Here is a 23113-nt window from a genome sequence, read left to right on the forward strand (position 1 = left end):
GATTCGCAGGCGATTTACCCAAGGGGGTACCGGGGTGACCTGGCAGGAAGAGCTGCGCAGGCTTGACGAAGAGCTCGCGGCGGGAAACCTGACGGCCGACGAATACCGGGCGCGACGTGACCGGGTGCTGTCCATGGCCGTCTCGACCGGCGACCAGTCCCAGGCCCCCGCCCAGCCCGCGCAGCAGCAGGTGCCGAGCACCGCTGCCGACACGCAGATCATCGCGCCGGTGTCCCCGCCCGACCACCAGGCGAACGCGGCCGAAGCGACGCAGGTCGTCTCCGCGGCCGATGCCGCGGGCGCCGAGCGGACCCAGGCCGTGCCGCCGTGGCAGCAACAGCAGCAGCACCCGAACTCGCCGTCGGGCGGGTTCCCGCAGCCGATGCAGCAGCAGCAGCCGCCGCCCCCGTACGGCCAGCACTCCCCCGCCGGCGGGTTCGCCCAGCCGATGCCGCAGCAGAACCCGTGGGGCGCTCCACAGCAACCACAGCAGGACGTCAGCCCGCCCTGGGGTGGGTCGGAGTTCCCGCCGCTGGCGCCGCCGTCGAACAACGCGGACTGGATCAGCCAGGGTCCGGAGAGCTTCCAGACGCAGCCGTCGTCGGGCAAGGGCAAGAAGATCGCCTTCGCCGTGGTCGCGTTCCTCGTGGTCGCGGGCCTCGGCTTCGGCGTCTGGGCCCTGTTCATCAAGGACGGCGGCAGCCCGACGCCGCCGGTGGCCCAGAGCTCGAGCCCGCAGCCGCCGCCCGCGCCGACCGTCAAGCCGCTCCCGGAGCCGCCGGCGGCCAAGCCGGAGCCGGGCGACAACTCGTCGGCGCTGGTCACCCCGGCCGGCACCACCCGCGCCGGTGGTGGCGAGTTCGACATGGACAAGCTGCAGTCGGCCAAGTACCTGCCGACCACGGTCGTCGAGAAGCTCAAGCAGAGCGGCATGACCGAGGGCCTGCTCAAGACGACCAAGGACGGCGACGTCACGCTGGGCCTGTTCGCCCTCGAGCTGCCCAACGCCCAGGCCGCGTCCGCGGTGGCCGCCGAATACGGCAACGCCGAGCAGGAAGGCGGCCTGACCGTCAACCGCAACCTGTCCCTGCACGGGGTGCCGGTGTTCTCGGCGGCGGACAGCAGCCAGCAGGTCTACCGCGCGGTCTACGTGCTCTACAACCGGGTCGTCATCATCGACTCGTTCGGCCCGCAGAAGGACGCGACGCTCAGCTCGTTCAAGACGCTGCTGACCGCGCAGGTCCAGAAGTCGCCGCCGACGGAGCGCACCAACAACTAGCTCACCCGAACGGGTGAGTTCGGCCGTGTCGGTGAACGCGGTCCCCCTCCCGGACGCCTTCTGAGCAGAGCATCGGCCGGGAGAGGAGGCGCCGTGATCTGGTTCGGCCTGGTCGGTGTCCTCGCCGTGGTGTTCCTGGTGCGTGCGGTCCGCGTGGTGCGCCGGGTCAGGCGGGGCGACGCGGCGTGACCAGCCCGGACTCGTAGGCCAGCACGACCAGCTGGGCGCGGTCGCGGGCGCCGATCTTCGTCATGATGCGGCTGACGTGGGTGCGCGCGGTCGCCGTCGAGATCACCAGGTGGGCGGCGATTTCGTCGTTCGACATGCCGCCCGCCACGAGACCGAGGACCTCGCGCTCGCGGTCGGTGATCTCCCGGACGGCGCTGGTGTCGATGCGCCGGTTCTCCGGGCGCCCGACGAACTCCTGGATCAGCCGGCGCGTGACCGTCGGCGCCAGCAGCGCCTCCCCGCTCGCGACGACCCGCAGGGCGCGCAGCAGCTCGACCGGCTCGGTGTCCTTCAGCAGGAACCCGCTGGCGCCCGCGCGCAGAGCCTCGTAGACGTACTCGTCGACGTCGAAAGTGGTCAGGACCAGCACTTTCGTGCCCGCCAGCTCGGGGTTCGCGGTGATCCGGCGGGTGGCTTCGAGGCCGTCGACGCCCGGCATCCGGACGTCCATCACGACGATGTCCGGCCGGTGCTCGATCGCTCCGGCCACCGCTTGCTCGCCATCACCCGCCTCGCCGACGACGTCGAAGCCGTCCTCGGTCTCCAGCAGCACGCGGAACCCGGCGCGGACCAGGATCTGGTCGTCGGCCAGCAGGACGCGGATCATGCTTCTCCCTCGATCGGTAGCTCGACGCACACTTCGAAACCGCCTTCGACCGGCCCGGCGGTGCACCGCCCGCCGAGCGCCGCGGCGCGTTCGCCCATACCGCGCAGGCCGTGACCCGGAGCCGGCTGGGTGGTGCCGCGGCCGTCGTCGCGCACCCGGAGCGAGAAGGACCCGCTTCGGCGTTCGAACCGCACGTCGACGTGTTCCGGCCGGTCGGCGTGCCGGACGACGTTGGTCAGCGACTCCTGCAGGATCCGGTAGGCGGCCGCGTCGACCGGCGCCGGGAGGTCGCCGGCCTCGCCGTGGACGTCGACCGTGAGCCCGGCGTCGCGGGCGTGCCCCAGCAGTTCACCGGCCTGGGCGAGGCTCGGCGCGGGGGCCTTGTCCTCACCGGACCGCAGCACGGCCAGGGTCGCGCGCAGGTCCTTGAGCGCGGACGCGCTGGCCGCCTTGATGTTGAGCAGGGCTTCTTTCGCCTGCTCGGGCCGCCGGTCGGCGACGTGCGCGGCGACCCCCGCCTGCACGTTGATCATCGCGAGGCTGTGCGCGACGACGTCGTGGACCTCGCGGGCGATGCGCAGCCGTTCCTGCTCGGCGAGCCGGTGCCGGTGCTCGTCGGCCTGCTCGCGCCGGGCGGCGAGCGCGTCGAGCTGGTACCGGACGGCGGTGCCGACCCCGATGACGGCGACCAGCCAGACGACCAGGAACCCGGCGCCGACGGCCAGCGTGAACGACCCCGACGTCACGATGTGGACCAGGTAGAGGACGGCGAGCGCGGCGGCGCCGGTGATCCCGGCGGTGAGCGGGCCGCGCTGCCGGGTGAGCAGGAACAACGCGATGGTCGGGACGACGATGATCGGCCCGCCGGGCAGCCCGGAGGAGTAGTAGCCGAACGCGGACGCCGTCGTGGCCAGGAAGAGCGTGAGCGGGAAGCGGTGGACCACGAGCAGCGTCAACGCGGTCGCGGCGAGCCACGCGGCCGCGACCGGGGTCATCGGCGCCGCGCCGGGCTGCCAGCGCGACGCACCGCTGGTCGCCCCGAGCACAAACCCGGTGACGACGACGGTGCGCACCACGCGCCCCACCCAAGGCGGCCATCTCATGCCGCGAAAACTACCGGTCGGCGAGCCGCCGCGCGTCCGTCCCGGAGCGGCTCCCGCCGTACGTCGGACGCCGTAGTCAGTCGAAGAAGAGCGGCAGCTTCGCCGCCGTCTCCTCGTCGGCGGGGGTGTAGGTCGACATCGTGATTTCCGACCGGCGGCCGTAGTAGAGGTAGGTGAAGTTGAACTGCAGCAGCCCGACGTCCGGGTGCAGGTACCGCTTGGTGCGGATCGGCTCGGAGTTGACGTCGTGGTGCGGCCACAGCTCGGCGAACAACGGCGACTCCGCCTTGAGGCGCTTCACCAGCTGTTTCCACGCCGGTTCGGCGACGTGGTCGGCCATCGCCGCGCGGAACGACGCGATCACGCGCGGGATGTTCGTCTCCCAGTCGAGCATCCGCTTGCGCCACTCCGGGTTGAGCAGGCACTGGACGAGGGTGTTGCGGTCCTCGTACGGGATGGCGTCGACGTCGCCCATCAGCCAGGTGTAGCCGCGGTTGTAGGCCAGCAGGTCGCAGCGGGCGTTGCGCACCACGACCGGGTAGGGCTCCAGCTTCCTGAGCATCAGCTCCATCGACGGCGTGATGACCAGACAGTCCTTCACGCGCTCCGGCTCGGGCGCGCCGGCCAGGCGGAAGAGGTGGGTGTGCTCGTGCGGGTCGAGCCGCAGCGTGCGGGCGATCGCCTGCAGGACCTGCTCGGACGCGTTGATGTCGCGGCCCTGCTCCAGCCACGTGTACCAGGTGACCCCGACGCCGGCGAGCTGCGCGACCTCTTCGCGGCGCAGCCCCGGCGTCCGGCGGCGGCCGGCGATCGGGAGGCCGACCTGCTCGGGCGTGATCCGCTCGCGCCTGCTGCGCAGGAACCTCGCCAGCTCCTGGCGGCGGAGCTCGGATTCGACGGCGGTGGTCATGGTGCCAGGATGGCACGCCGTCGAAACTGGTACCAGGTAGTGACCGGTACCTGGATAACCAGCAACTGGTACCAGGTTCGGTTGGGGTTGATCGTAGTAGTCATGACCACGACCCCACTCGCGCCGATTCCCGCCGGCGCACCGGCCCGGCCGGGACTGACCCCCGCCGGCCTGGTCACGGTGCTGCTGGGGGCGGCGCTGCCGATCATCGACTTCTTCATCGTCAACGTCGCACTCCCGACGATCGACGCCGACCTCCACGCCTCCACCGCCACCCTGGAACTGGTGGTCGCCGCCTACGGCATCGCGTACGCGGTGCTGCTGGTGGTCGGCGGCCGCCTCGGCGACTCGTTCGGCAGGCGGCGGCTGTTCTTCGCCGGGCTCTGGCTGTTCACCCTGACGTCCCTGGCCTGCGGACTCGCCCCGACGGCGGGCACGCTGGTGGTGGCCCGCGCCGCGCAGGGGGCGGCGTCGGCGCTGCTGCTGCCGCAGGTGCTCTCGATCATCCAGGCGACGACGTCGGGCGAAGCTCGCTCGCGTGCGCTGGGTCTGTACGGCGCCACGGGGGGCCTCTCGACGGTGGTCGGGCAGCTCCTCGGCGGCGCACTGGTGGCGGCCGACGTGTTCGGCACCGGCTGGCGGCCGATCTTCCTGGTGAACGTGCCGATCGGCCTGGTCGTGCTGGTGATGGCCCGCAAGCTGCCGGAAAGCCGCGCGCACAACCCGCTGGGCGTCGACCGCCTGGGCACGGCGCTGCTGGCCGTGACGCTGTTGTCGTTGCTGGTGCCGTTGATGGAGGGCCGCGCACTGGGCTGGCCGGCGTGGTCGATCGCGCTGCTGGCGGTGTCGCCCTTCGCGGCCGCGGCGTTCGTGCACGTCGAACGGCGTTTGGAGCGGCTCGGGGGAACGCCGCTGCTGCCGCCGTCGGTGATGCGGCTGCCGAGCGTGCGGCGCGGGCTGGTGGTGGCGATCCCGTTCTTCGGCGCGTTCGGCTCGTTCATGTTCGTCTTCGCGATGACGCTGCAGGTGGACCTGCACTTCGGCCCGCTGGGCGCGGGCGCCGCGCTGACACCGCTGGCGGTCGCGTATTTCACGGTGTCGATGCTGAGCAGCCGCCTGGTGACGCGCTACGGCCAGAAGGTCGTCCCGGTGGGCGGCGCGATCACGGCGATCGGCATGGTGGCGCTGCTGTGCACGACCTTGGCGACGTGGCCGCACGTGACGATCGCCGACCTGGCGCCCGCGATGGTGGCGATCGGCGTCGGGAACGCGCTGGCGATGACGACGCTGTTCCGGATCGTGCTGTCCCACGTGCCGACGGACCTGGCCGGGGTCGGGTCGGGCGTGATGACGACCAATCAGCAGACGTCGCTGGCGCTGGGCGTGGCGACGCTGGGGAGCTTGTACGCGGCGCTTTCGGGCTCGATGGGGGGCCGGGCCGCGTTCGCGGTGGTGATCGGCCTGGTCGCGGTGCTGGCGACGGTGGTCGCCGTCACCGGGCGGCGGTTGCCGGATCCCCGCGGGTGAAGTCCGTGAATGGGATTCCCGCACCAGGCCGTCCAGGCTCGGGGTCGGAACAAGATCCTGCGGGTCATGGACGCGTACGGCTATCCCCACGAACTCGAGTACCGGCGTGAGGTCGCGCCCGGCGAGCGGGTGCACGAATACACCGAACTCGTCGACGACATGGGGTTCGTCCTGGAGCACCGCAGCGAGCGGTACGAGGGCTGGACCGTCCGGTACGGGACCGCTTGCGCGCACGACTACCTGTCCCGCAAGCGGGCCCGGCCCGGGGTCTTCCTCGTCAGCGTCTACCGGCTCTTTCCCGGGCGGCGGGACCACGTCGTCACCATCCGGGTGAACTGGCCGCCGAAAAAACCCGAAGTTCACCCGTCGGAGAAAGCCTCCGCCAGGCGACGATGAGGGTGTGACGGAACCTCGGGTACGACCGGACCCGGCCTTCGCGCTGCTCGGGCTGTACGAAACCGCGCTGCCGGAGGTCTACGGGTACCTGCTGTCCCGGTGCGGTGACCGCACGCTCGCCGAGGAACTCACTTCCGAGACGTTCCTCGGGGCGGTCGCCGCCTGTCGCAAGGAGTACGCACCTCCAGTGAGCACCGGGTGGCTGATCGGCGTCGCCCGGCACAAGCTCGCCGACCACTGGCGGCGCAAAGAACGTGAGGAACGCGGGCTGCGGCTCGTTCACGACAGCGAGCCGGACGTCGAGGACCCGTGGGACGAGCAGCTCGACGCCCTGCGCGCGAGACAGGTGCTCGAATCCCTCGGGCCGCACCACCGGGCCGCGCTGACCCTGCGGTACGTCGACGGCCTCGGCGTGCCCGAGGTCGCCGGCCACCTGGGGCGCAGCGTGCACGCCACCGAGGCGTTGCTCGTGCGGGCCCGTGCCGCGTTCCGACGTGCCTACGAAGAGAAGGAGGGTCGCGATGCCTGAGCCTTTCGACGCGCTTCGCCGTCCCTCCGAGCGGGTCGCCCCCGACCCGGACTTCGCCGCCGAACTGCGCGACAACCTGCGTCGCCTGATCTTGAACGGAGCCGACATGACGACCACCGAAGCCCCTGCGACCCACGCCGAAATGCGTTCGCTGACGCCGTACCTCGCCGTTTCCGATGCCCGTGCCGCGCTCGACTTCTACGTCGAGGTCTTCGGCGCGGTGCGCCGCGGCGACCCGATCCTGATGGACGACGGCCGGATCGGGCACGCGGAGCTGGCCATCGGCGACGCCGTGCTGATGCTCGCCGAGGAGTACCCCGAGATCGGGCACGTGGCGCCGCGCGAGGGCGGCGCGTCGGTGCGGGTCGAGGTCCCGGACGTCGACATCAGCGTGGCCCGCGCGCTGGAACTGGGCGCGACGCTGATCCGCGCGGTGAGCGACTCGCCGTACGGCCGGGGCGGCTCGTTCCGCGACCCGTTCGGCCAGCGCTGGCTGGTGTCCCAGGCTACCTCTCCGGCGGCGGGCCCGAAGCCCGCGCGGCACGGCGAGGCGATGTACTTCACGTTCCAGGTCCCGGAGGCCGAGCCGGCGAAGGCGTTCTACGGCTCGGTCCTCGGCTGGCAGTTCTCGCCCGGCTCGACGGCGGACGCGTGGCAGTTCTCGGGTCCGGGTCTCGAAGGTGGCCTGTGGGCCGGGGACCGGCAGGTCGGCTGGAAGCTGATGTACGCGGTCGACGACCTCGAGTCGGCGCTGGCGCGGGTTCGCGAACAGGGCGGCCAGGCGGGCGAAGTCGAACACCACCCGTACGGCACCACCGCCGACTGCACGGACAACCAGGGCATCGAGTTCTGGCTCTGGCAGCGGCCCGCGAAGTGAGGAATCCCATCCGCCGGGATGCGCGAACAGGCGCACACTCGAAGCATGGCCGGGCAATGGGTGCCGCGTGACCACGACGAGCTGACCGCGGGCTGGCGGTTGTGGCTCGAACTCGGGTCGTCGGTGTGGCCCCGGCCGGATTGGGACGGCACTCCCGACGAAGCCGTGCGCGGGCTTCAGGAACTGCTTCAGGCGTGCGACGAAGTCCTCGCGGAATATCTCGCCGCGGGTGGGTCGGCCGAGGCCGAGGTCGCCGTGCTCGTCAGGTCCCTGCACCCGGCCGCCTGCTGGGTCCGGGAGCTGTGGTCGGGCGACACCACGCCCCTCGACGGAGAACGGCTCGCTCTGCTGCACGGCGATCTCGCCGGGTTCGCCGAGCACGCCCTCGGCGTGCGTACTTTGCTCGCCGAGGGCGGCGGCTGGGCGTCGTTGACGCTCTAGCGGCCTGCCGCGTAGCCCTGCATGCCCCGGGCGTTCGCCGCCGCCCGGAGCATGCCCGAAGAGCGCGAGACCGCCGAGAGGCGGCCCAGGGCCCAGTCGCCCGCGTCGACCACGACGTGCCCGCGCGCCCGCAGCGCGTCCAATGTGGACGAACCGAGCCGGGACTCCGCCACCAGCTCGCGCGGCGCCCACGAGCGCGGGTAGAACGAACTCGGGAACGCGTTCGTGTGCCAGGCCGGCGAGTCGATCGACTCCTGGAGGTTCAGGCCACCGTAGACGTGCGCGAGCCAGAAGCACAGCTGCCACTGGTCCTGCTGGTCGCCGCCCGGGGTGCCGAACGCCAGCGTCGGGACGCCGTCGCGCAGGGCCAGTGACGGCGACAGCGTGATGCGCGGGCGCTTGCGCGGGGCCAGGGAGTTCGGCAGGCCCTGCTCCAGCCAGAACATCTGCCCCCGCGAGTCCAGGCAGAACCCCAACGAAGGGATCGTCGGGCTCGACTGCAGCCAGCCGCCCGACGGCGTCAGCGACACCAGGTTGCCCGCCGCGTCGACAACGTCGAGGTGCACTGTGTCGCCGCGCGTCTGGCCCTGGGGTCCGACCGTCGGCTCGCCCGTCGCGCCGCCTTCCACCTGGACGCCTTGCAGGGAGTCCAGGATCGCCGGCAGCCGTGCCGGGCCACGAGCGTCGCCGGGGCGGAGGCCGGGAGACGCCGTATCGGTGATCAGAGCACGTCGCTCGTCGGTGTACGACGCGGAAAGCAGCACGTCCAAGGGCACGTCGGTGTCGCCGTACCACGCCTCGCGGTCCGCGAAGGCCAGCTTCGCCGCTTCGACCGCCAGGTGCACCGTGCGCTCCGACGGCACACCGTCTACATAGGACAGCTCGTCCCGGAAGCCGTGCAGCAGCAACGCCTGCTGCAGCAGCGCCGGGCCCTGCGTCCAACCGCCCATCTTGAGCAGGCGCCAGTCGCCGACGTCGGCGAACGCCGGGTCCTCGTAAGACGCCGACCACGACGCCAGGTCGTCGCCGGTCAGCAGGCCCGCGTGGTCACGGCCGGAGTCGTCGCGGAACGCCTGGCGGCTGAACTCGTCGATCGCCTCCGCGACGAACCCCTGTGACCAGGCACGACGTCCCGCGTCGATCTGCGCCTCCCGCCCGGAGACGGACTCGGCCTCCCGCAGCAGCCGCTCCCACGTGTCCGCCAAAGCCGGGTTCCGGTGGAGGCCGGACGCGGGCTTGCCGTCCGGCATCCAGAGCGCCGCCGACGTCGGCCAGTGCTCGGTGAACAGGCGAGACACGGCGCTGATCGTGTCGCCGACTCGCGACACCAGCGGGACGCCGTTGCGCGCATAGCCGATCGCATACGACAGCACCTCGCGAAGCGGCTTCGTGCCGTAGTCGCGAAGCAGCATGAGCCAGCCGTCCCAGGCTCCCGGGACGGTCGCCGGGAGCAGGCCGCTGCCCGGGATCATGGCCAACCCCAGCGAGGCGAAATGCCCGGGCGTGGCCCCCGCGGGCGACGGCCCTTGGCTCGCCAGCGCCCGCGGGGTCGGATCGTCCGCTGTCACGAAGAGGCCGGGCACCTGGCCCGCCGGGCCGCACAGGTGCGGCTCGGCGACCTGCAGGACGAACCCGGCCGCGACCGCCGCGTCGAACGCGTTGCCGCCGTCCTCCAGCACCGCCATCCCGGTGGCCGAAGCCAGCCAGTGCGTCGATGCCACCATCCCGAAGGTGCCGGCCAGCTCCGGCCTCGTCGTGAACATGCCCCGATAGTACGCATTGCTAAGGAACTTCTACCAGGACGACGGGCGCTTCCGCTCCGGCTCGTACGGCTGCGTGATGATTTCCATCCCGTTCCCGCCGGGATCGAGGAAGTAGACACCACGGCCGCCGTGGTTGTGGTTGATTTCGCCGAGCTGCTTTCCCGCCGGATCGGCGTGGTAGGTCACGCCGGTTTCGACGAGCCGCGCGAAGACGGCGTCGAAGTCGTCCTCCGGGATCAGGAAGCAGTAGTGCTGCAGGCGAAGGTCCTCTTCGGGGACGCTCGCGAAATCCAGCCGGACGCCGTTGCGCGTCTCGACGGGGATGAACGGACCCCATTCCTCCCCGACCTCGAGGCCGAGCAGGTTCGCCAGGAATTCGGCGGATTCCCGGTTGTTCCGGGACGGGACGATCAAATGGTTCAATTCAACGGAAACGGATACCGACACGATTGAAATGCCTCCAGGGCACTCCCGCCACCTCCATGTCTCACCCAGCCGGTGACCGACACGCGATGCCGTGCCGATCACCCTAGCGGGCCACACACGATCAAGCAGTGCTTTTTCAAGAGACCTTGATTCGCGCCGCCGCCCGCGGCCGTCCGACGCCCTGCCAGGACAGCCCGGCGTCCACGATCACCCGCGGGTCGAGCAGGTTGCGCGTGTCGACGACGTCGATGCCGTCCATCAGCTCGGCCATCGCGGCCCAGTCGAGGTGCTTGAACTCGGCCCACTCGGTCAGCACGACGACGGCGTCCGCGTCCTTCGCGACCTGGTAGGCGTCGTCGACCACGGTCATCCCGGCGATCTCGCCGTCCACGGCCGGATCGTAGGCGATCAGCTCGGCGCCCAGCGCGCACAGCACCGAAGCCACCGCCAGTGCGGGCGAGTCGCGCAGGTCGTTGGTGCCCGCCTTGAAGGCCAGGCCGAGCACGCCGATCCGGGCGCCGGCCAGTGTCCCGCCGACCGCGCCGGCGATCTTCGCGACGATCCGGTCGCGCTGGGCGATGTTCTCGTCGATGGCCGAGGTCAGCATGCGGAAGTCGTAGTCGACCGACTCGGCGACCTTGACCAGCGCGCTGGTGTCCTTCGGCAGGCAGGAGCCGCCCCAACCGGGGCCCGGCTTGAGGAACGTTCGCCCGATCCGGCGGTCGTAGCCCATCCCCTCGGTGACCAGGGAAATGTCCGCGCCCAGCCGTTCGCAGAGTTCCGCGATCGAGTTGACGTAGGACAGCTTCAGCGCGAGGTAGCAGTTCGCGGCGTACTTCACGAGTTCCGCGCTGGCCGCGTCGGCGACGACGACCGGCGCGTCCAGCTCGGCGTACAGCTCACCGACCCGGCGCGCGGCCGCGAGGTCGTCCGAGCCGACGACGATCCGGTCCGGGCCCAGGAAGTCCGCGACCGCGGTGCCCTCGCGGAGGAATTCGGGGTTCGACACCACCGGCACGTCGGTCCGGCCGACCATCTCCTGGATCCGCTTCGACGTCCCGACCGGCACGGTCGACTTGGTGACCAGCGCGCAGCCGGTGGGCAGGACGTCGCCGATTTCGGCGGCCACGGCCTCGACCGCGCGCAGGTCCGCGGAGCCACCCGCGCCCATCGGCGTCGGCACGCAGAGGAAGACCGCCTGCGCGGTCCTCACCGCGTCCCGCGCGCCGACGACGAACTGGAGGCGCCCGGTCGCGATCCCGCGGTGCACCAGGCCCGCGAGCCCGGGTTCGAGGATGTCGACGCGGCCCGCGGCCAACCGGGAGACCTTCGCGCGGTCGACGTCCACGCAGGTGACGTAATGCCCCAGGCTGGCCAGGCAGGCCCCCGTGGTCAGTCCGACGTAACCGGTTCCTACCACCACGATCCGAGCTGGCGTCATGCTGCTGAAGGTGACAGCCGGACGTGACCACCGCGCTAACGGAAACGGTCGCCCCCGAAAGCGGTGAGCGAAGACACGAACCGCTCGTGCGAACGAGCGTTAACCTGAGTCCGCGAATCGGAGCAGCGAAGGGAACGGCACAGATGCAGATCACCGACACCGCGGCGCTCGTCACCGGGGGCGCGTCCGGCCTCGGGGGAGCCACGGCGAAGGCCCTCGCGGCCAAGGGCGCGAAGGTGTTCGCGCTCGACCTGGCGTCGTCGATCGAGAAGGCCGAGCAGGTCGACGGCATCACCTACGTCGAGGCCGACGTCACCGACGTCGAGCAGGTCGAGGCAGCCGTCGCGACCGCTTCGGGCTCGGGCGTGCCGCTGCGGACCGTGGTGAACTGCGCCGGCATCGGGCCGTCCGCGCGGATCCTGTCCAAGAAGGGCCGTCACGACCTCGCGCTGTACGCGAAGGTCATCCAGATCAACCTGGTCGGCACGTTCAACGTGCTGACCATCGCGGCCGAGGCGATCGCGAAGACCGAACCCCTCGAAGACGACGCCCGCGGCGTCATCATCAACACCGCCTCCATCGCGGCGTTCGACGGCCAGATCGGGCAGGTCGCCTACTCGTCGTCCAAGGGCGGCGTCGTCGGCATGACGCTCCCGGCGGCCCGCGACCTGGCCTCGCACGGCATCCGCGTGCTGACGATCGCGCCCGGCATCGTCGACACGCCGATGCTCGCCACGGTCAGCGACGAGTTCCGCGCGTCGCTCGCCTCCGGCATCCCGTTCCCGAAGCGGCTCGCGCGGCCGGACGAGTACGCGCAGCTCGCGCTGTCGCTCATCGACCACGACTACCTGAACGGCGAGGTCGTCCGCATGGACGGCTCGCTGCGGATGGCTCCCCGCTGACACAGGGCGGCACTTTCACACCGAAAGTGCCGCCCCTCGCGGTCAGCGCGTCAGCCGGACCTCCAGGCCGATACCGTCGGTGGTGACCGAGCAGCCGCCGAACGCGCTTTCCGCGGCCAGTGCCTCGAACTGCGCCGGCGTGAACGCCCGGTGCCGCAGCCAGGCGAGCGTCCGGCGCACGGTGAAGCCGGCGACCACGCCGACGTCCATCCGGGCCACCTCGCGGTCGATGTCCGCGCCGCTGGCCTCGTGGTTGAGGTCCTGGATCACCGCGAACCCGCCGGGCCGCAGCACCCGGTGCATCTCGTTCAGCGCCGCCACCGGCTCCCGGAAGTTCTTGAACGCGGCCTGGCAGATCAGGAAGTCGAACGACTCGTCCGCGAACGGCGCGTTCGTCACGTCACCCTGCCGGAAGCCGACGTCCACGCCGGCCTTGCGGGCCTCTTCGAGGGCGATCTCCACCATCGTGTGGCTGATGTCGAGCCCGGTGACGTGGTAGCCGCGCTTCGCCACTTCCACGGCGAAGAAGCCGGGGCCGGGCGCCACCTCCAGGACCTCGGCGCCGTCCGGCAGCCCGGCCGTCACCTCCGCGGCCTGCTGCCGGTACTGCGCGAGCTGGGCCTCCGTGCCCCGGTTCTTGGCGTACCAGCGGGCCTGGAAACCCTCCATCTCGGGCACTTTGTGCTTGCGGGTCGTCTCCATGGATCTCTCCTCTTCGGTGGGACCGAACCGAAGAGCGCACCCGGTTATCCTTGCGGTGCCACCTCGGGGCCGGGCGTGCTCGGTTCGGGGTCGAGGACCCCGGGCGGTGTGCCAGCACCTCCCGGGGTCCGTGCTATTTCTCTTCCCGGAGCTCCCCCAGGTCAGCAGGGATCTCGCCGGTCTCGTACCAGCGTCGCCATGCCTCGATGCCGGGCAGGGCGCCACTGGTCAGTTCGTCGAGGAAGCCGCGTACCCAGCGCGCTTCGGCCTCCGTCATCGCGAGGTCGTACTCGACCTCGATCAGGAACATCCGCGGCATCAGCGGCCGCAGCTGCTCGAGCCCGGCCCGCTGGTTCCCGGCCCGTTCGTCGAGCAGCGCGAGCCGCTCCCGCAACCGGCCGATCGCCTGGTCCGGACCGAGGACGCCGATCATCGACAACCCGGCCTTGAACCGCGGGGGTTCCGGATCGACCGTGCCGACCAGCTCGCGGACCCAGTCCTCGAACTCCTCGCGCCCGGCCGCGGTGATCCGGTAGACGGTCCGCTCGGGCCGTCCACCGTCCTTGACAATCTCGACGGCCTCGACGAAGCCGTGTTTCTCCAGGTTGGCGACGACCGTGTAGAGCGAGCCCCACTTGATCGGCATGTCGGTGTCCTTGCCACGCTCCTTGAGCACGGTCGCCATCTCGTACGGGTGCATCGGACGTTCCAGCACGACCGACAGCACGGCCAGGCCGAGCAGGTTGCCGACCTTCCGCCGCTTCATCCCGACTCCTCGTCTACGAGTACTCGTAGACGAGTATTACGGAAAGCGCATCAGCAGGCAAGTGTCTTAGTCGACAAAGCACCTCAGAGGTCGAACATGAACGGCACTTCGTCCTGCGCCCGCGCGTCGATCCACTCGCGCAGCGCCCGGGTCGCGAGGACGTCGTCCTCGTTGTAGCGCAGCAGCCGTTCGCGCTGGTCGTCGTCCGGCTTCTCGCCGTCCATGCCCACCGCGTCGCGGTACCAGCGCATCGACGCCTCGCCGCCCGCCTCGGGGTCGCGCCACGAGAACCCGGCCACCGGCGCGATCACCTTCAGCCCCTTGCCGTGGGAGCAGAGGAACTGGTCGGTGACGCTGCGGAAGAGGTCCACCCACTGCTCCGAGTCCACAAAGGACTGGATTTCTTTCTTGGCCGGAACGCCCGGGTGGTCGCCGAAGCGCTCGACGGAACCGAAGAGCCAGCGGTTCTCGGCGAGCGCATTGTAGCAGTAGGCGCGGAAGGTGAGCCCGGCCGCTTCGGTGCGCTCGCGGACGTCGGTGAGCCACGCCCAGAACTCGGCGAAGGACCGGGCCTCGTCGTCGGTGGGCAGCGGGTCCCACGTCGCGAAGGCGCGGTAGCCCTGCGGGAGGCCGATGTCGGCGCCGCTGAGCAGGCAGCCCCAGAGGTACGCGCCGGCGTCGCCGAAGCTCTCCATGTCGACGTCGACCTCGACGTCGGCGCGCGGTACGTCGACCGCCTCGACGCGGCGCACCAGCGTCAGGTCGGCCAGCCAGGCCCTGGCGAGCACGACCGCGTCCGGGAAGGTGACGCCCGTCCAGTTCACCGCCGGCGGCTCGCCCGCCGGATCGAGCGCCGCCAGCTTGTCCACAGTGGACACCCCGGCCCGGCGCAGCTCCACGGCGTCCTCGCCGCGGACGACGAGGCTGACGTCACGGGTCTCGGTGAGCACGACCTCGCAGGTCGGCCACCACGGGCAACGGCGGCACTCCAGCACGCGCGACGGCTCGGCGAGGGGTTCTTCGCCGTTCGCGGCCGCGGTGGCGATGGCCAGGCGGTCGGCAAACCGGGCCTGGTACTCGGTGAGCGCGTCGCGCCCGCCGGGCCAGGTGCCCGCGGTCAGGTCGTGCCAGACGACGACGTCGGCGTCGAGGCCGATCACGCCGCCGAGGGCGAAGCTTTCGTCGGCCTGCCCGAGCGTCTGCAGCATGCGGCGGATGTGCACGAGCCGGAGCTGGTCACGCGGTTGCGAGCGGACTTTGCGGCCTTCGTCGGCCGCGCGGTGCGCCGGGTCGAGGTCGGTCAGCTCGGTGACGATCGCGCCGGTACCGCGGTCGGTGATGCGGTGGCGCACGACGAGCACCGGGACGTAGCCGCGGCCGGTCCGGACGAGCAGGTCGATGCCGCCACGCCGGTGCCCGGCCGGATCGACCGGCAGCAGCGCGCCCCAGATGTAGCGCGCCCCGTCGGTGAAGGCCCGCAGCGTCTGCTCGACGCGCTCGTGGGCGGGCAGGTCGCGGCCGATCTTGACCCAGTGGTCGGGGTTGGCCGCCATGAGCCGGGTGACGATGTCCTCGCGGTGCGCGGTGGCGTCGGCGATCCGCTGCTGCGCGGTGGGGTCCGGCGGGGACAGCGGGACCTCGCGCATGGCGGGATCGTGTTCGAGGTGCACACGGCGGCGGCAGCGGCTGACCGCTCCCGCGTCGAGTACCACCTCGGTGTTCATGGAGATCACTCTAGATTCCCACCGCCGAGCCGACATGCCCGCCACCCGGGCGACCAGTAAGTTCGACCCCGACACGTCGCAGGAGGTGCCATGGCGCGCAAGGCCAAGGTCGAGGGTGAAGCCAGGTTCACCCCTAAGAGGGCGAAGAACGCGGTCGCGGTGGCGAAGGTGCTCGGCCCGGCGGTGATCCCGGTGGTCGCGCCGCTCGCGGTGCGCGCGGCGGGCGTCGCACGGGAGGCGTACGACCGCTACCAGGCGCGCAAGCTGGGCGTTTCGGTCGACCAGCTGGGCTCGTACACGGGCCGCGGCGCGGCGCGGCACGCCCGGATCGCGGGGCTGGCCGAAGGCTGCCGGGATCTGCAGAAGTCGGACAAGGCGTCGAAGGCGGACACGGAGTTCGCGCAGGGCGCGCTGGGGACGTTGGAACAGCTGTCGGCCTCGGTCCGCGCGGCGGAGCGGATGCCGACGGCACGGCGGAAGTCGGTGCACCGGGCGGTGGCCGGCGAGCTGGAGCGGCTGGAGGGCCAGCTGCTGCACCGGCTGGGGATCTGAACGCGGCGGCCCCCGGCGCCTTCGCACCGGGGGCCGTTCCGGCTACTTCACGAAGCCCTTCTTGACCATCCAGTCGTGGGCCACCTTGCCCGCGTCCTGGCCGTCGACGTCGACCTGTTTGCACAGCTCGATCATCTGCTCGTTGTCGATCGCCGCGCTCACCTTCTCCAGCGGGCCGCGGACCTCCGGGTGTTGCTTCAGCCACTCCGTGCGCAGGGTTGCCACCGCGTTGTACTGGGGGAACGCCTTCTTGTCGTCCTCCAGCACCCGCAGGTTCAGCCCAGAAATGCGGCCGTCCGTCGTGAACACCTCGCCCACCGGGCAGGTTCCGCTCGCCACCGCCGAATAAATGGTGCCGATGCCGAAGTTCTTCACCGTCGGCTTCTGGAAACCGTACGCCTTGACCGCCGCCGGGAAACCGTCCTGACGGCTGGTGAACTCCGTTTCCAGGCAGAACACCGCCTGGTCCGGCTTCTGCTTGATGAACGCCGCCAAATCGGAGGTCGTCTTCAGGTTGTTCTTCGCGCCGTAGGCCTCGGTGACGGCGAACGCGTATTGGTCGTTCAGCGGCGAATAGTTCAGCCACGTGACGCCGAACTTCTCCTCGTCCGCCTTGGCCGTCGCCTCGTACTGGGCCTTCTCGCCGCCGGGTACCGGGAGCTCGTTGCCCTGGTAGTTGATCCAGCCCGTGCCCGTGTACTCCCACGTGACGTCCGTCTGCCCGGACAGCAGCGCCTGGCGCGACGAGTTGGAGCCCTTGATGTCGGACAGGTCGACCACGTCCGCGCCCGCCGCCGTCAACGCCATCTCGGCCATGTACGCCAGGATGATGTTCTCGGTGAAGTCCTTCGACCCCACTGTCACCTTCAGCCCCTGCAAGGCGGGGATCGGCTGGATCGTGCCCGGCCGGATGTCGTACGGCACCGCCTGGTTGACCGTCAACCCGCAGGAAGACAGCGTCACGCCCAGCAGCGCCACGACGGACAGTCGCCGGAGTTTCATCGCAGCCCCTTCGGTCCGAAGTACTGTTCGGCGACCGCGCCCACCCAGTCCACCAGCAGCGCCAGCGCGACGGCCAGCACCGAGCCGGTGATCAGCACCGGTGTCAGGTTGAGCTTGTAGCCGGTGTCGATGAGCAGCCCGAACCCGCCGGCGTTGACGAACATGCCGAACGTCGCCGTGCCGACCGCCAGCACCAGCGACGTGCGCAGGCCGGCCAGGATCAGCGGGACGGCCAGCGGCAGCTCGACGCGCCACAGCACCGCGCCCGCCGACATCCCGATGCCGCGGCCCGCGTCGATCAGGGCCGGGTCCACCTGCTGGATGCCGACCATCGTGTTCCGCAGCACCGGCAGCAGCGAGTAGAACGCCAGCGGCAGCGCCGCGACCCAGATCCCGCCGGTCGCGCCGGTGACGATGAACCACAGCACCAGCACGCCCAGCGCGGGCGCGGCCTGCCCGATGTTCGCGATGGCCAGGAAGATCGGGGCCAGGAAGCGCGCCCACGGCCTCGTGACGATCACGCCGAGCGGCACCGCGACCAGCACGACGATCGCCGTCACCACGAGCGTCATCAGCAGGTGGTCCCACAACGCCGTGAACAAGGTCGGCGCGTTGAGCGTCTCCTTCTCCGTCGCGTTCAGGCCGCTGGAGAACACCGAGACCAGCGTCACCGCGACGATCACCAGCACCACGACGGGCTGGGCGAACAACCGGACGCGTTCCGCGCGTTTGGAACCGGACTCGGTGCTGAAGCCGGTGTCGACGGCGACCGTCGTCATGCGGACACCTCTTCGCCGTTCGTGTGCTCGTCCCGCAGCTGCTGGATGGTCGCGATCACCGTGTCGAGCTGGATGGTGCCCGCGTACTCGCCGCGCGCGCCGGTGACCGGCACCGAGCCACCCTCGGCGAGCATCGCCTCGAGCGCGTCCTGGAGCGTCGACTGCAGGCTGACGACGTCGCGCAGCGGCTTGCCGAGGTTGGCCAGCGAAGACGCCGAAGTGAGTTCGCGCGCGTGCACCCATCGCGTCGGACGGCGGCGCGCGTCCAGCACCAGCGCGAAGTGCCGGCGCGACTTGTCGAGCTTCTCCCGGACCGACGCCGGTGTCTCGTCGACCGTCACCGTGAGCGCGTCCTGCTGGAGCTCGACGTCTCGGACGCGCAGCAGCGTCAGCTGCTTCAGCGACGCGCCCGCGCCCACGAACCCCGCGACCGTGTCGTCCGCCGGGTTCGCCAGGATCGCTTCGGGCGTGTCGTACTGCAGGATCGTCGACTGGTTGCCGAGCACGGCGATCTTGTCGCCCAGCTTCACGGCTTCGTCGAAGTCGTGCGTGACGAACACGATCGTCTTCTGCAGCTCGCTCTGCAGCCGCAGCAGCTCGTCCTGCAGGTTGCCGCGGGTGATGGGGTCGACCGCGCCGAACGGCTCGTCCATCAGCAGCACCGGCGGGTCCGCGGCGAGCGCCCGCGCCACGCCGACGCGCTGCTGCTGACCGCCCGACAGCTGGCGCGGGAAGCGGTCGCGGAAGTCGGCCGGGTCGAGCCCGACCAGGTCCATCATCTCTTCGACCCGGTCGTTGACCTTCTTCTTGTCCCAGCCGAGCAGGCCCGGCACCACCGCGATGTTCTGCGCGACGGTGAAGTGCGGGAACAGCCCGGCCTGCTGGATGGCGTAGCCGATGCGACGGCGCAGGGTGTCGACGTCGAGCTTCAGCGCGTCCTCGCCGCCGATGGTGATCCGGCCGGACGTCGGCTCGATCAGCCGGTTGATCATCCGCATGGTCGTGGTCTTGCCGCAGCCCGACGGGCCGACGAAGACGACGATCTTGCCCGCGGGCACGACCATCGAGAAGTCGTCGACCGCGGGCTCACGGGTGCCGGGGTACCGCTTGGTCACGTGCTCCAGCTCGATCTCGACGCCGGAGACTTCCTCGTTCTCAGCCACGGACACCCCTTGAGACGGTGAAGCGCTTGATCAGGACGTAGACGCCGTCGAGGAGCAGGGCGAGGATGACCACCCCGACCGTGCCGGTGACGGCTTGGTTGAGGGAGTTCGTGCTCCCCGCGTTCGTGAGCCCGGAGAAGACCTCGGCGCCGAAGCCGGGACCCTTCGCGTAGGCGGCGATCACCGCGATGCCCATCAGCATCTGGGTGGCCACCCGCATGCCGGTGAGGATCGCCGGCCAGGCCAGCCGCAGCTCGACGCGGGTGAGCACGCCGAAGCGGCTCATCCCGATGCCGCGGGCGGCGTCGGTGACCGCCGGGTCGACGCCGTCGAGCCCGACGATGGTGTTCCGGACGATCGGCAGCAGGCCGTAGAGCACCAGCGCGATCACGGCCGTCGTCGGACCGAGCCCCGAGAGGGGGATCAGCAGGCCCAGGAGGGCAAACGACGGGACCGTGAGGATCGTGCTCGCGAGTGCCGTGGCCACCGCCGAACCGATCGGGCTGCGGTACACCGCGACCCCGATCAGCACGCCGAGGACCGCGGCGATGATGGTGCACTGCACCACCATGCTGGTGTGCAGGTAGGCCTCCAGCCACAGCTTGCTCGCCCGGTCGGAGATGTAGTCGAAGAGGTTCATCCGTGTTCGCTCTCCCGCCCTTCGCGTCAGCCTTCACCCGAACGGGCTAGCGCTGACCGACGGCTCAGTACCCACGGCACCAGCCGTCCAAACCCCGGTCTTCGGCCCACCGTGGCCTACCCGCCGACAATCGGCAACAAATTGCCTGAACCACGGCGTCGTGTGGAACGTGAACTCGGTGTGTGCTCTGTTCACGGGATCACAACATCGCGGAAAAGCAGACCCCTTAGGCTGCTCTTCATGAGCGATCCGGCCCGGCGTCCCGCCGTGCTGGGTGCTACCCGTGGAGCATTGCTCGCCGTAAGTGCTGGAGCACTCTCCGTCACGGCGCACCGGCTCGCCGACGGCGGCCTGCCGGATCCGGCCATGACCGTGCTGCTCACCGGTCTGTTCGGCTGGACCGCGGCCGCGCTCGCCCGCAAGGCCCGCGGGCCGATCGCCACGATCACCCTGCTGGGTGCCGCTCAGCTGGTGATGCACCTGCTGCTCACCACGCTCGCCGGCCACCACGACATGTACGCGATGCCCGGCACCACCGGGCTCGGCATGATCACCGCGCACGCGAGCGCCACCGTGCTGACCGCGCTCCTGCTCGCCCGCGCGGACACGATGCTCCTCACGGTGCTGGCCGTGCTGCGCGCGATCCTGCCGCGGCTGCTGACCCCGTTGCCGGTGCCGTCGGCACCGGCGCTCGTCCCCGTCCGCGTCGACGCGCCCAGCCACCTCGTCGGCGTCGACCTGCGCCGGATCCGCGGGCGGCGCGGCCCGCCCGTCCACTCCTGAAACCCAGCTCATCCCCGAAACGGCCGGTCCCCGAACCGAGCCGCCCCTTTTTCTTGAGTTCATCAGGAGTGAACCCATGTCCCAGCACGTCTTCAAGCGCGCCGGTTTCCTGGCCGCCACCGTCGGTGTCGCCGGTCTCCTCAGCGCGGGCATCGCGTCCGCGCACGTCACCGCCAACGTCTACGGCCCGCAGCCCACGAAGGGCGGTTACGCCGCGATCGTGTTCCGCGTCCCGAGCGAGGAGCCGAACACCATGACCACCAAGGTGGCCGTCGACTTCAAGGCCGACTACGGCATCGGCAGCGTGCGGACCAAGCCGCTGCCCGGCTGGACCGCCGAGGTGACCAAGTCCAAGCTGCCCGCCCCGATCACCAAGGACAACGGCACGAAGATCACCGAGGCCGTCACGGCGGTGACCTGGACCGCGCAGCCGGGCAACGAGCTGAAGGCCACCGACTACCAGGAGTTCTCGGTGAGCTTCGGCCCGCTGCCGACCAACGTCGACGAGGTCGAGTTCCCGGCGCACCAGACCTACAGCGACGGCAAGGTCGTCGACTGGAACCAGCCGACCCCGGCGAACGGCGAGGAGCCCGAACACCCGGCGCCGACGGTCAAGCTGGCCGCGAAGGCCGAGGGCGACGGTGACCACGCCGGGATGGCCGCGGGCACGGCGTCCACGACCGGCGAGCACACTGAAGCCGCCGCGGCGACGTCCGACAGCACGGCCCGCTGGCTCGGCGGGGCCGGCCTGCTCGTCGGCGCGATCGGCCTCGGCGTCGGGGCCGGTGCGACCGTCCGGGCCCGCAAGGCCACGGCCAAGTCGGGAGGCAACAGCTAGATGCGCAAAGCGCTCGTCGCGCTCGCACTGACGGTGGTGGCCGTGCTCGGCACGGCCACCCCGGCGCTGGCGCACAACGTGCTGATCTCCTCGGACCCGGCGAACGGCGCGTCCGTCGCCGCCGGGCCGCCGAAGATCAGCCTGACCTTCGACCAGTACGTGCAGGGTGCGGACGTCAACCAGATCGCGGTGACCGGACCCGGCGGCGGACAGTGGGCCGAGGGACCGATCAGCGTGGTGAACAACGTCATCAGCGCGCCCCTGCGGCCGCTCGGGCCGGCCGGGAAGTACACCGTCGGCTTCCGGGTGCTGTCCGCGGACGGCCACCCGGTGACCGGTGAGCTCACCTTCACCCTGACGACGGCGGGCACCGGCACGCCGGCGACCGTCGACGCGGCCCGGTCACCGGGCGGCTCGTCGCAGGCGTCGCCGCAGTCATCCTCGACCGGCGTGCCGATCTGGGTCTGGATCGCCGGCGCCGTCGTGCTGCTGGCGATCGGGCTGACCGTCGCCCTGCGAGCGGGCGGGCAGCCCAGCCGGGAACACCCGGCGGAAAAGAAGCAGTAGCTCAGATGTCCCAAGCCGAGACCACCGCCAAACCCCGCTACTCGACGCTGCTGTGCGTCGTGACGGCGGGCCTGCTCGGCGCCCTCATCGGCGTCGCGCTCACCGCCACCGCCCCGGTCCCCGGTGTGGTGCAGCCCGGTGCGGTGGTCTCGGCCGGCATCCCGGTCGTGCGGGTCCTGCTCGACCTCGCCGCGGTCACGACCATCGGCCTGGCGCTGCTGTCGGTGCTCGTCGGCTACGACCGGCCGAAGCTCACCGAGCCGATCATGCGGCTGGCCCGCCCGGCGGGCGTCGCGGCCGCGCTGGTCTGGGCCACGGCCGCGGTCGTCGCGCTGATCCTGCAGACCGCGGAGTACAAGCCCGGCTCGTCGACGCTCTCGCCGTCCGACATCGGCCGGTACATCGCCGATGTCGGCGCCGGGAAGGCGCTCGTCATCGTCGCCGCGCTCGCGCTCGGCCACGCCGGGATCGGCGCGCTCGCGCTGCGCTTCGGCGAGAAGGTGCCCGCCGAGGTCCGCGTCGGGCTCGGCCTGTTCGCGTTGCTGCCGCTGCCGGTCACCGGGCACGCGTCGAACTGGAACTACCACGACTACACGATGATCTCGATGGAGCTGCACGTGATGAGCGCCGTCGCCTGGACCGGCGGCCTCGGCGCGATGACCGTGCTGCTCGTGGCGAACCGGACGCTGCTGGCGCACGCGCTGCCCCGGTTTTCGAAGCTCGCGACGCTCTGCCTGGCCATCTCCGCGGCGACCGGGCTGTTCAACGGCCTGGTCGAGATCTCCCTCAACCCGACGATCGGGTTCTGGGCGGCGATCTTCACGACGCCGTACGGGCAGTTGCTCATCCTCAAGGCCGCGTGCACCGGCGTCATCGCGCTCCTCGGCGCCCACGTCCGCTGGCGGCTCCTCCCGCAGATCGTCCGCCACAACCGGACGGCGCTCGCCTCGTGGGCGACGCTCGAGCTGACCGTCATGGGTTTGGCGTTCGGCTTCGCCGTCGTGCTCACGCGGGCGCCGGTCGTCGCATCCTGAGCTCGAATCACGGCGAGTAGCTGCAAGTTGCGCATTGGCATGAGTGCTGCCCCATTGGAGGCGACCTGCCGGGCTGAACTTTCTACCCAGAGCAGGCCGCACTTCAGAAGCGACGAACGGTCATTTGCAGTCGG

Annotated in this window: 25 protein-coding genes; 12 read left to right on the forward strand and 13 right to left on the reverse strand. The window is 70.8% G+C overall.

The genetic code is table 11. From position 1 onward, the window contains the following. Nucleotides 1–34: 34 nt before the first annotated feature. A complete protein-coding gene (locus CF165_RS02030; RefSeq protein ID WP_093945678.1) occupies nucleotides 35–1279 on the forward strand; it encodes a flagellar basal body-associated protein FliL in 1245 nt (414 codons plus the stop codon). A 166-nt stretch (nucleotides 1280–1445) separates the two neighbouring features. Here CF165_RS02030 and CF165_RS02035 read toward each other — a convergent pair whose 3' ends face one another. From CF165_RS02035 to CF165_RS02045, 3 genes are all read right to left on the reverse strand, one after another. Continuing rightward, a complete protein-coding gene (locus CF165_RS02035; protein ID WP_093945679.1) occupies nucleotides 1446–2114 on the reverse strand; it encodes a response regulator in 669 nt (222 codons plus the stop codon). Then, nucleotides 2111–3190, reverse strand: coding sequence for a sensor histidine kinase (locus CF165_RS02040; protein ID WP_093945680.1), 1080 nt, complete (start codon nucleotides 3188–3190; stop codon nucleotides 2111–2113). Before CF165_RS02040 ends, CF165_RS02035 begins: the two co-directional genes overlap by 4 nt. 103 nt (nucleotides 3191–3293) lie before the next feature. Next, nucleotides 3294–4127 carry a helix-turn-helix transcriptional regulator gene (locus tag CF165_RS02045; protein WP_093945681.1) on the reverse strand — a complete coding sequence of 278 codons (834 nt, stop codon included), beginning with the start codon at nucleotides 4125–4127 and terminating at the stop codon, nucleotides 3294–3296. A gap of 102 nt (nucleotides 4128–4229) precedes the next feature. Here CF165_RS02045 and CF165_RS02050 point away from each other — a divergent pair, with 102 nt between their 5' ends. The 5 genes from CF165_RS02050 to CF165_RS02070 are packed head-to-tail and all read left to right on the forward strand — an operon-like array spanning nucleotide 4230 to nucleotide 7897. After that, nucleotides 4230–5654, forward strand: coding sequence for an MFS transporter (locus CF165_RS02050; protein ID WP_093945682.1), 1425 nt, complete (start codon nucleotides 4230–4232; stop codon nucleotides 5652–5654). Between the two features lie 9 nt (nucleotides 5655–5663). Next, nucleotides 5664–6050 (forward strand): hypothetical protein, encoded by a 387-nt coding sequence (locus CF165_RS02055; protein ID WP_093945683.1) that lies wholly within the window; start codon nucleotides 5664–5666, stop codon nucleotides 6048–6050. 4 nt (nucleotides 6051–6054) lie between these two features. Then, entirely contained in the window at nucleotides 6055–6579 is a 525-nt protein-coding gene (locus CF165_RS02060; protein ID WP_072475243.1) for an RNA polymerase sigma factor, read from the forward strand. Then, nucleotides 6572–7456, forward strand: coding sequence for a VOC family protein (locus CF165_RS02065; RefSeq protein ID WP_093945684.1), 885 nt, complete (start codon nucleotides 6572–6574; stop codon nucleotides 7454–7456). The genes CF165_RS02060 and CF165_RS02065 overlap by 8 nt, the downstream gene beginning before the upstream one ends. A gap of 45 nt (nucleotides 7457–7501) precedes the next feature. Further along, nucleotides 7502–7897 carry a hypothetical protein gene (locus CF165_RS02070; RefSeq protein WP_093945766.1) on the forward strand — a complete coding sequence of 132 codons (396 nt, stop codon included), beginning with the start codon at nucleotides 7502–7504 and terminating at the stop codon, nucleotides 7895–7897. Here the strand turns inward: CF165_RS02070 and CF165_RS02075 are convergent. The 3 genes from CF165_RS02075 to CF165_RS02085 all read right to left on the reverse strand — a co-directional run bounded on the left by CF165_RS02075 (nucleotide 7894) and on the right by CF165_RS02085 (nucleotide 11527). Continuing rightward, on the reverse strand, nucleotides 7894–9660 hold the full coding sequence (locus CF165_RS02075; RefSeq protein WP_093945685.1) for a gamma-glutamyltransferase family protein: 1767 nt from the start codon (nucleotides 9658–9660) through the stop codon (nucleotides 7894–7896). The genes CF165_RS02070 and CF165_RS02075 overlap by 4 nt on opposite strands. A 30-nt stretch (nucleotides 9661–9690) precedes the next feature. Then, entirely contained in the window at nucleotides 9691–10074 is a 384-nt protein-coding gene (locus tag CF165_RS52410) for a VOC family protein (RefSeq protein ID WP_240521425.1), read from the reverse strand. Between the two features lie 148 nt (nucleotides 10075–10222). After that, entirely contained in the window at nucleotides 10223–11527 is a 1305-nt protein-coding gene (locus CF165_RS02085) for a UDP-glucose dehydrogenase family protein (protein WP_093945687.1), read from the reverse strand. A gap of 143 nt (nucleotides 11528–11670) precedes the next feature. Between CF165_RS02085 and CF165_RS02090 the strand changes: the two genes are divergently transcribed. Then, complete coding sequence (locus tag CF165_RS02090) at nucleotides 11671–12429, forward strand: SDR family NAD(P)-dependent oxidoreductase (protein WP_093945688.1); 759 nt, start codon at nucleotides 11671–11673, stop codon at nucleotides 12427–12429. Nucleotides 12430–12471: 42 nt separating this feature from the next. On the opposite strand, the gene CF165_RS02095 is transcribed toward CF165_RS02090, so the two are convergent. The 3 genes from CF165_RS02095 to CF165_RS02105 all read right to left on the reverse strand — a co-directional run bounded on the left by CF165_RS02095 (nucleotide 12472) and on the right by CF165_RS02105 (nucleotide 15621). Further along, nucleotides 12472–13131, reverse strand: coding sequence for a class I SAM-dependent methyltransferase (locus CF165_RS02095; protein ID WP_093945689.1), 660 nt, complete (start codon nucleotides 13129–13131; stop codon nucleotides 12472–12474). A 133-nt stretch (nucleotides 13132–13264) separates the two neighbouring features. Then, on the reverse strand, nucleotides 13265–13897 hold the full coding sequence (locus CF165_RS02100) for a PadR family transcriptional regulator (protein ID WP_093945690.1): 633 nt from the start codon (nucleotides 13895–13897) through the stop codon (nucleotides 13265–13267). Between the two features lie 83 nt (nucleotides 13898–13980). Beyond that, a complete protein-coding gene (locus CF165_RS02105) occupies nucleotides 13981–15621 on the reverse strand; it encodes a TM0106 family RecB-like putative nuclease (protein WP_167441315.1) in 1641 nt (546 codons plus the stop codon). A gap of 90 nt (nucleotides 15622–15711) precedes the next feature. Here CF165_RS02105 and CF165_RS02110 point away from each other — a divergent pair, with 90 nt between their 5' ends. Then, entirely contained in the window at nucleotides 15712–16173 is a 462-nt protein-coding gene (locus tag CF165_RS02110) for a DUF6474 family protein (protein ID WP_093945692.1), read from the forward strand. 42 nt (nucleotides 16174–16215) lie between these two features. Here CF165_RS02110 and CF165_RS02115 read toward each other — a convergent pair whose 3' ends face one another. The 4 genes from CF165_RS02115 to CF165_RS02130 are packed head-to-tail and all read right to left on the reverse strand — an operon-like array spanning nucleotide 16216 to nucleotide 19757. Continuing rightward, nucleotides 16216–17175, reverse strand: coding sequence for a glycine betaine ABC transporter substrate-binding protein (locus CF165_RS02115; RefSeq protein WP_093945693.1), 960 nt, complete (start codon nucleotides 17173–17175; stop codon nucleotides 16216–16218). Beyond that, nucleotides 17172–17954, reverse strand: a complete 783-nt coding sequence (locus CF165_RS02120) for an ABC transporter permease (protein ID WP_093945694.1) — start codon at nucleotides 17952–17954, stop codon at nucleotides 17172–17174. The genes CF165_RS02115 and CF165_RS02120 overlap by 4 nt, the downstream gene beginning before the upstream one ends. Then, nucleotides 17951–19117: an ABC transporter ATP-binding protein gene (locus tag CF165_RS02125; protein WP_093945767.1), complete on the reverse strand. Its 1167-nt coding sequence runs from the start codon at nucleotides 19115–19117 to the stop codon at nucleotides 17951–17953. The genes CF165_RS02120 and CF165_RS02125 overlap by 4 nt, the downstream gene beginning before the upstream one ends. Then, on the reverse strand, nucleotides 19110–19757 hold the full coding sequence (locus CF165_RS02130) for an ABC transporter permease (RefSeq protein WP_003068987.1): 648 nt from the start codon (nucleotides 19755–19757) through the stop codon (nucleotides 19110–19112). Before CF165_RS02130 ends, CF165_RS02125 begins: the two co-directional genes overlap by 8 nt. Before the next feature lie 291 nt (nucleotides 19758–20048). On the opposite strand from CF165_RS02130, the gene CF165_RS02135 reads away from it, so the two are divergent. The 4 genes from CF165_RS02135 (at nucleotide 20049) to CF165_RS02150 (ending at nucleotide 22979) form a co-directional block, all read left to right on the forward strand. Beyond that, nucleotides 20049–20540 carry a hypothetical protein gene (locus CF165_RS02135; RefSeq protein WP_093945695.1) on the forward strand — a complete coding sequence of 164 codons (492 nt, stop codon included), beginning with the start codon at nucleotides 20049–20051 and terminating at the stop codon, nucleotides 20538–20540. 76 nt (nucleotides 20541–20616) lie between these two features. Then, nucleotides 20617–21378: a YcnI family copper-binding membrane protein gene (locus CF165_RS02140; RefSeq protein ID WP_093945696.1), complete on the forward strand. Its 762-nt coding sequence runs from the start codon at nucleotides 20617–20619 to the stop codon at nucleotides 21376–21378. Continuing rightward, nucleotides 21379–21945, forward strand: a complete 567-nt coding sequence (locus tag CF165_RS02145; RefSeq protein ID WP_167441316.1) for a copper resistance CopC family protein — start codon at nucleotides 21379–21381, stop codon at nucleotides 21943–21945. Between the two features lie 5 nt (nucleotides 21946–21950). Beyond that, the gene (locus tag CF165_RS02150) at nucleotides 21951–22979 is read left to right on the forward strand and encodes a CopD family protein (RefSeq protein WP_093945697.1); all 1029 of its coding nucleotides are present in this window, start codon (nucleotides 21951–21953) and stop codon (nucleotides 22977–22979) included. The last annotated feature ends 134 nt before the right edge of the window (nucleotides 22980–23113 follow it).

This window comes from Amycolatopsis vastitatis (assembly GCF_002234595.1).
Lineage (GTDB): Bacteria > Actinomycetota > Actinomycetes > Mycobacteriales > Pseudonocardiaceae > Amycolatopsis > Amycolatopsis vastitatis.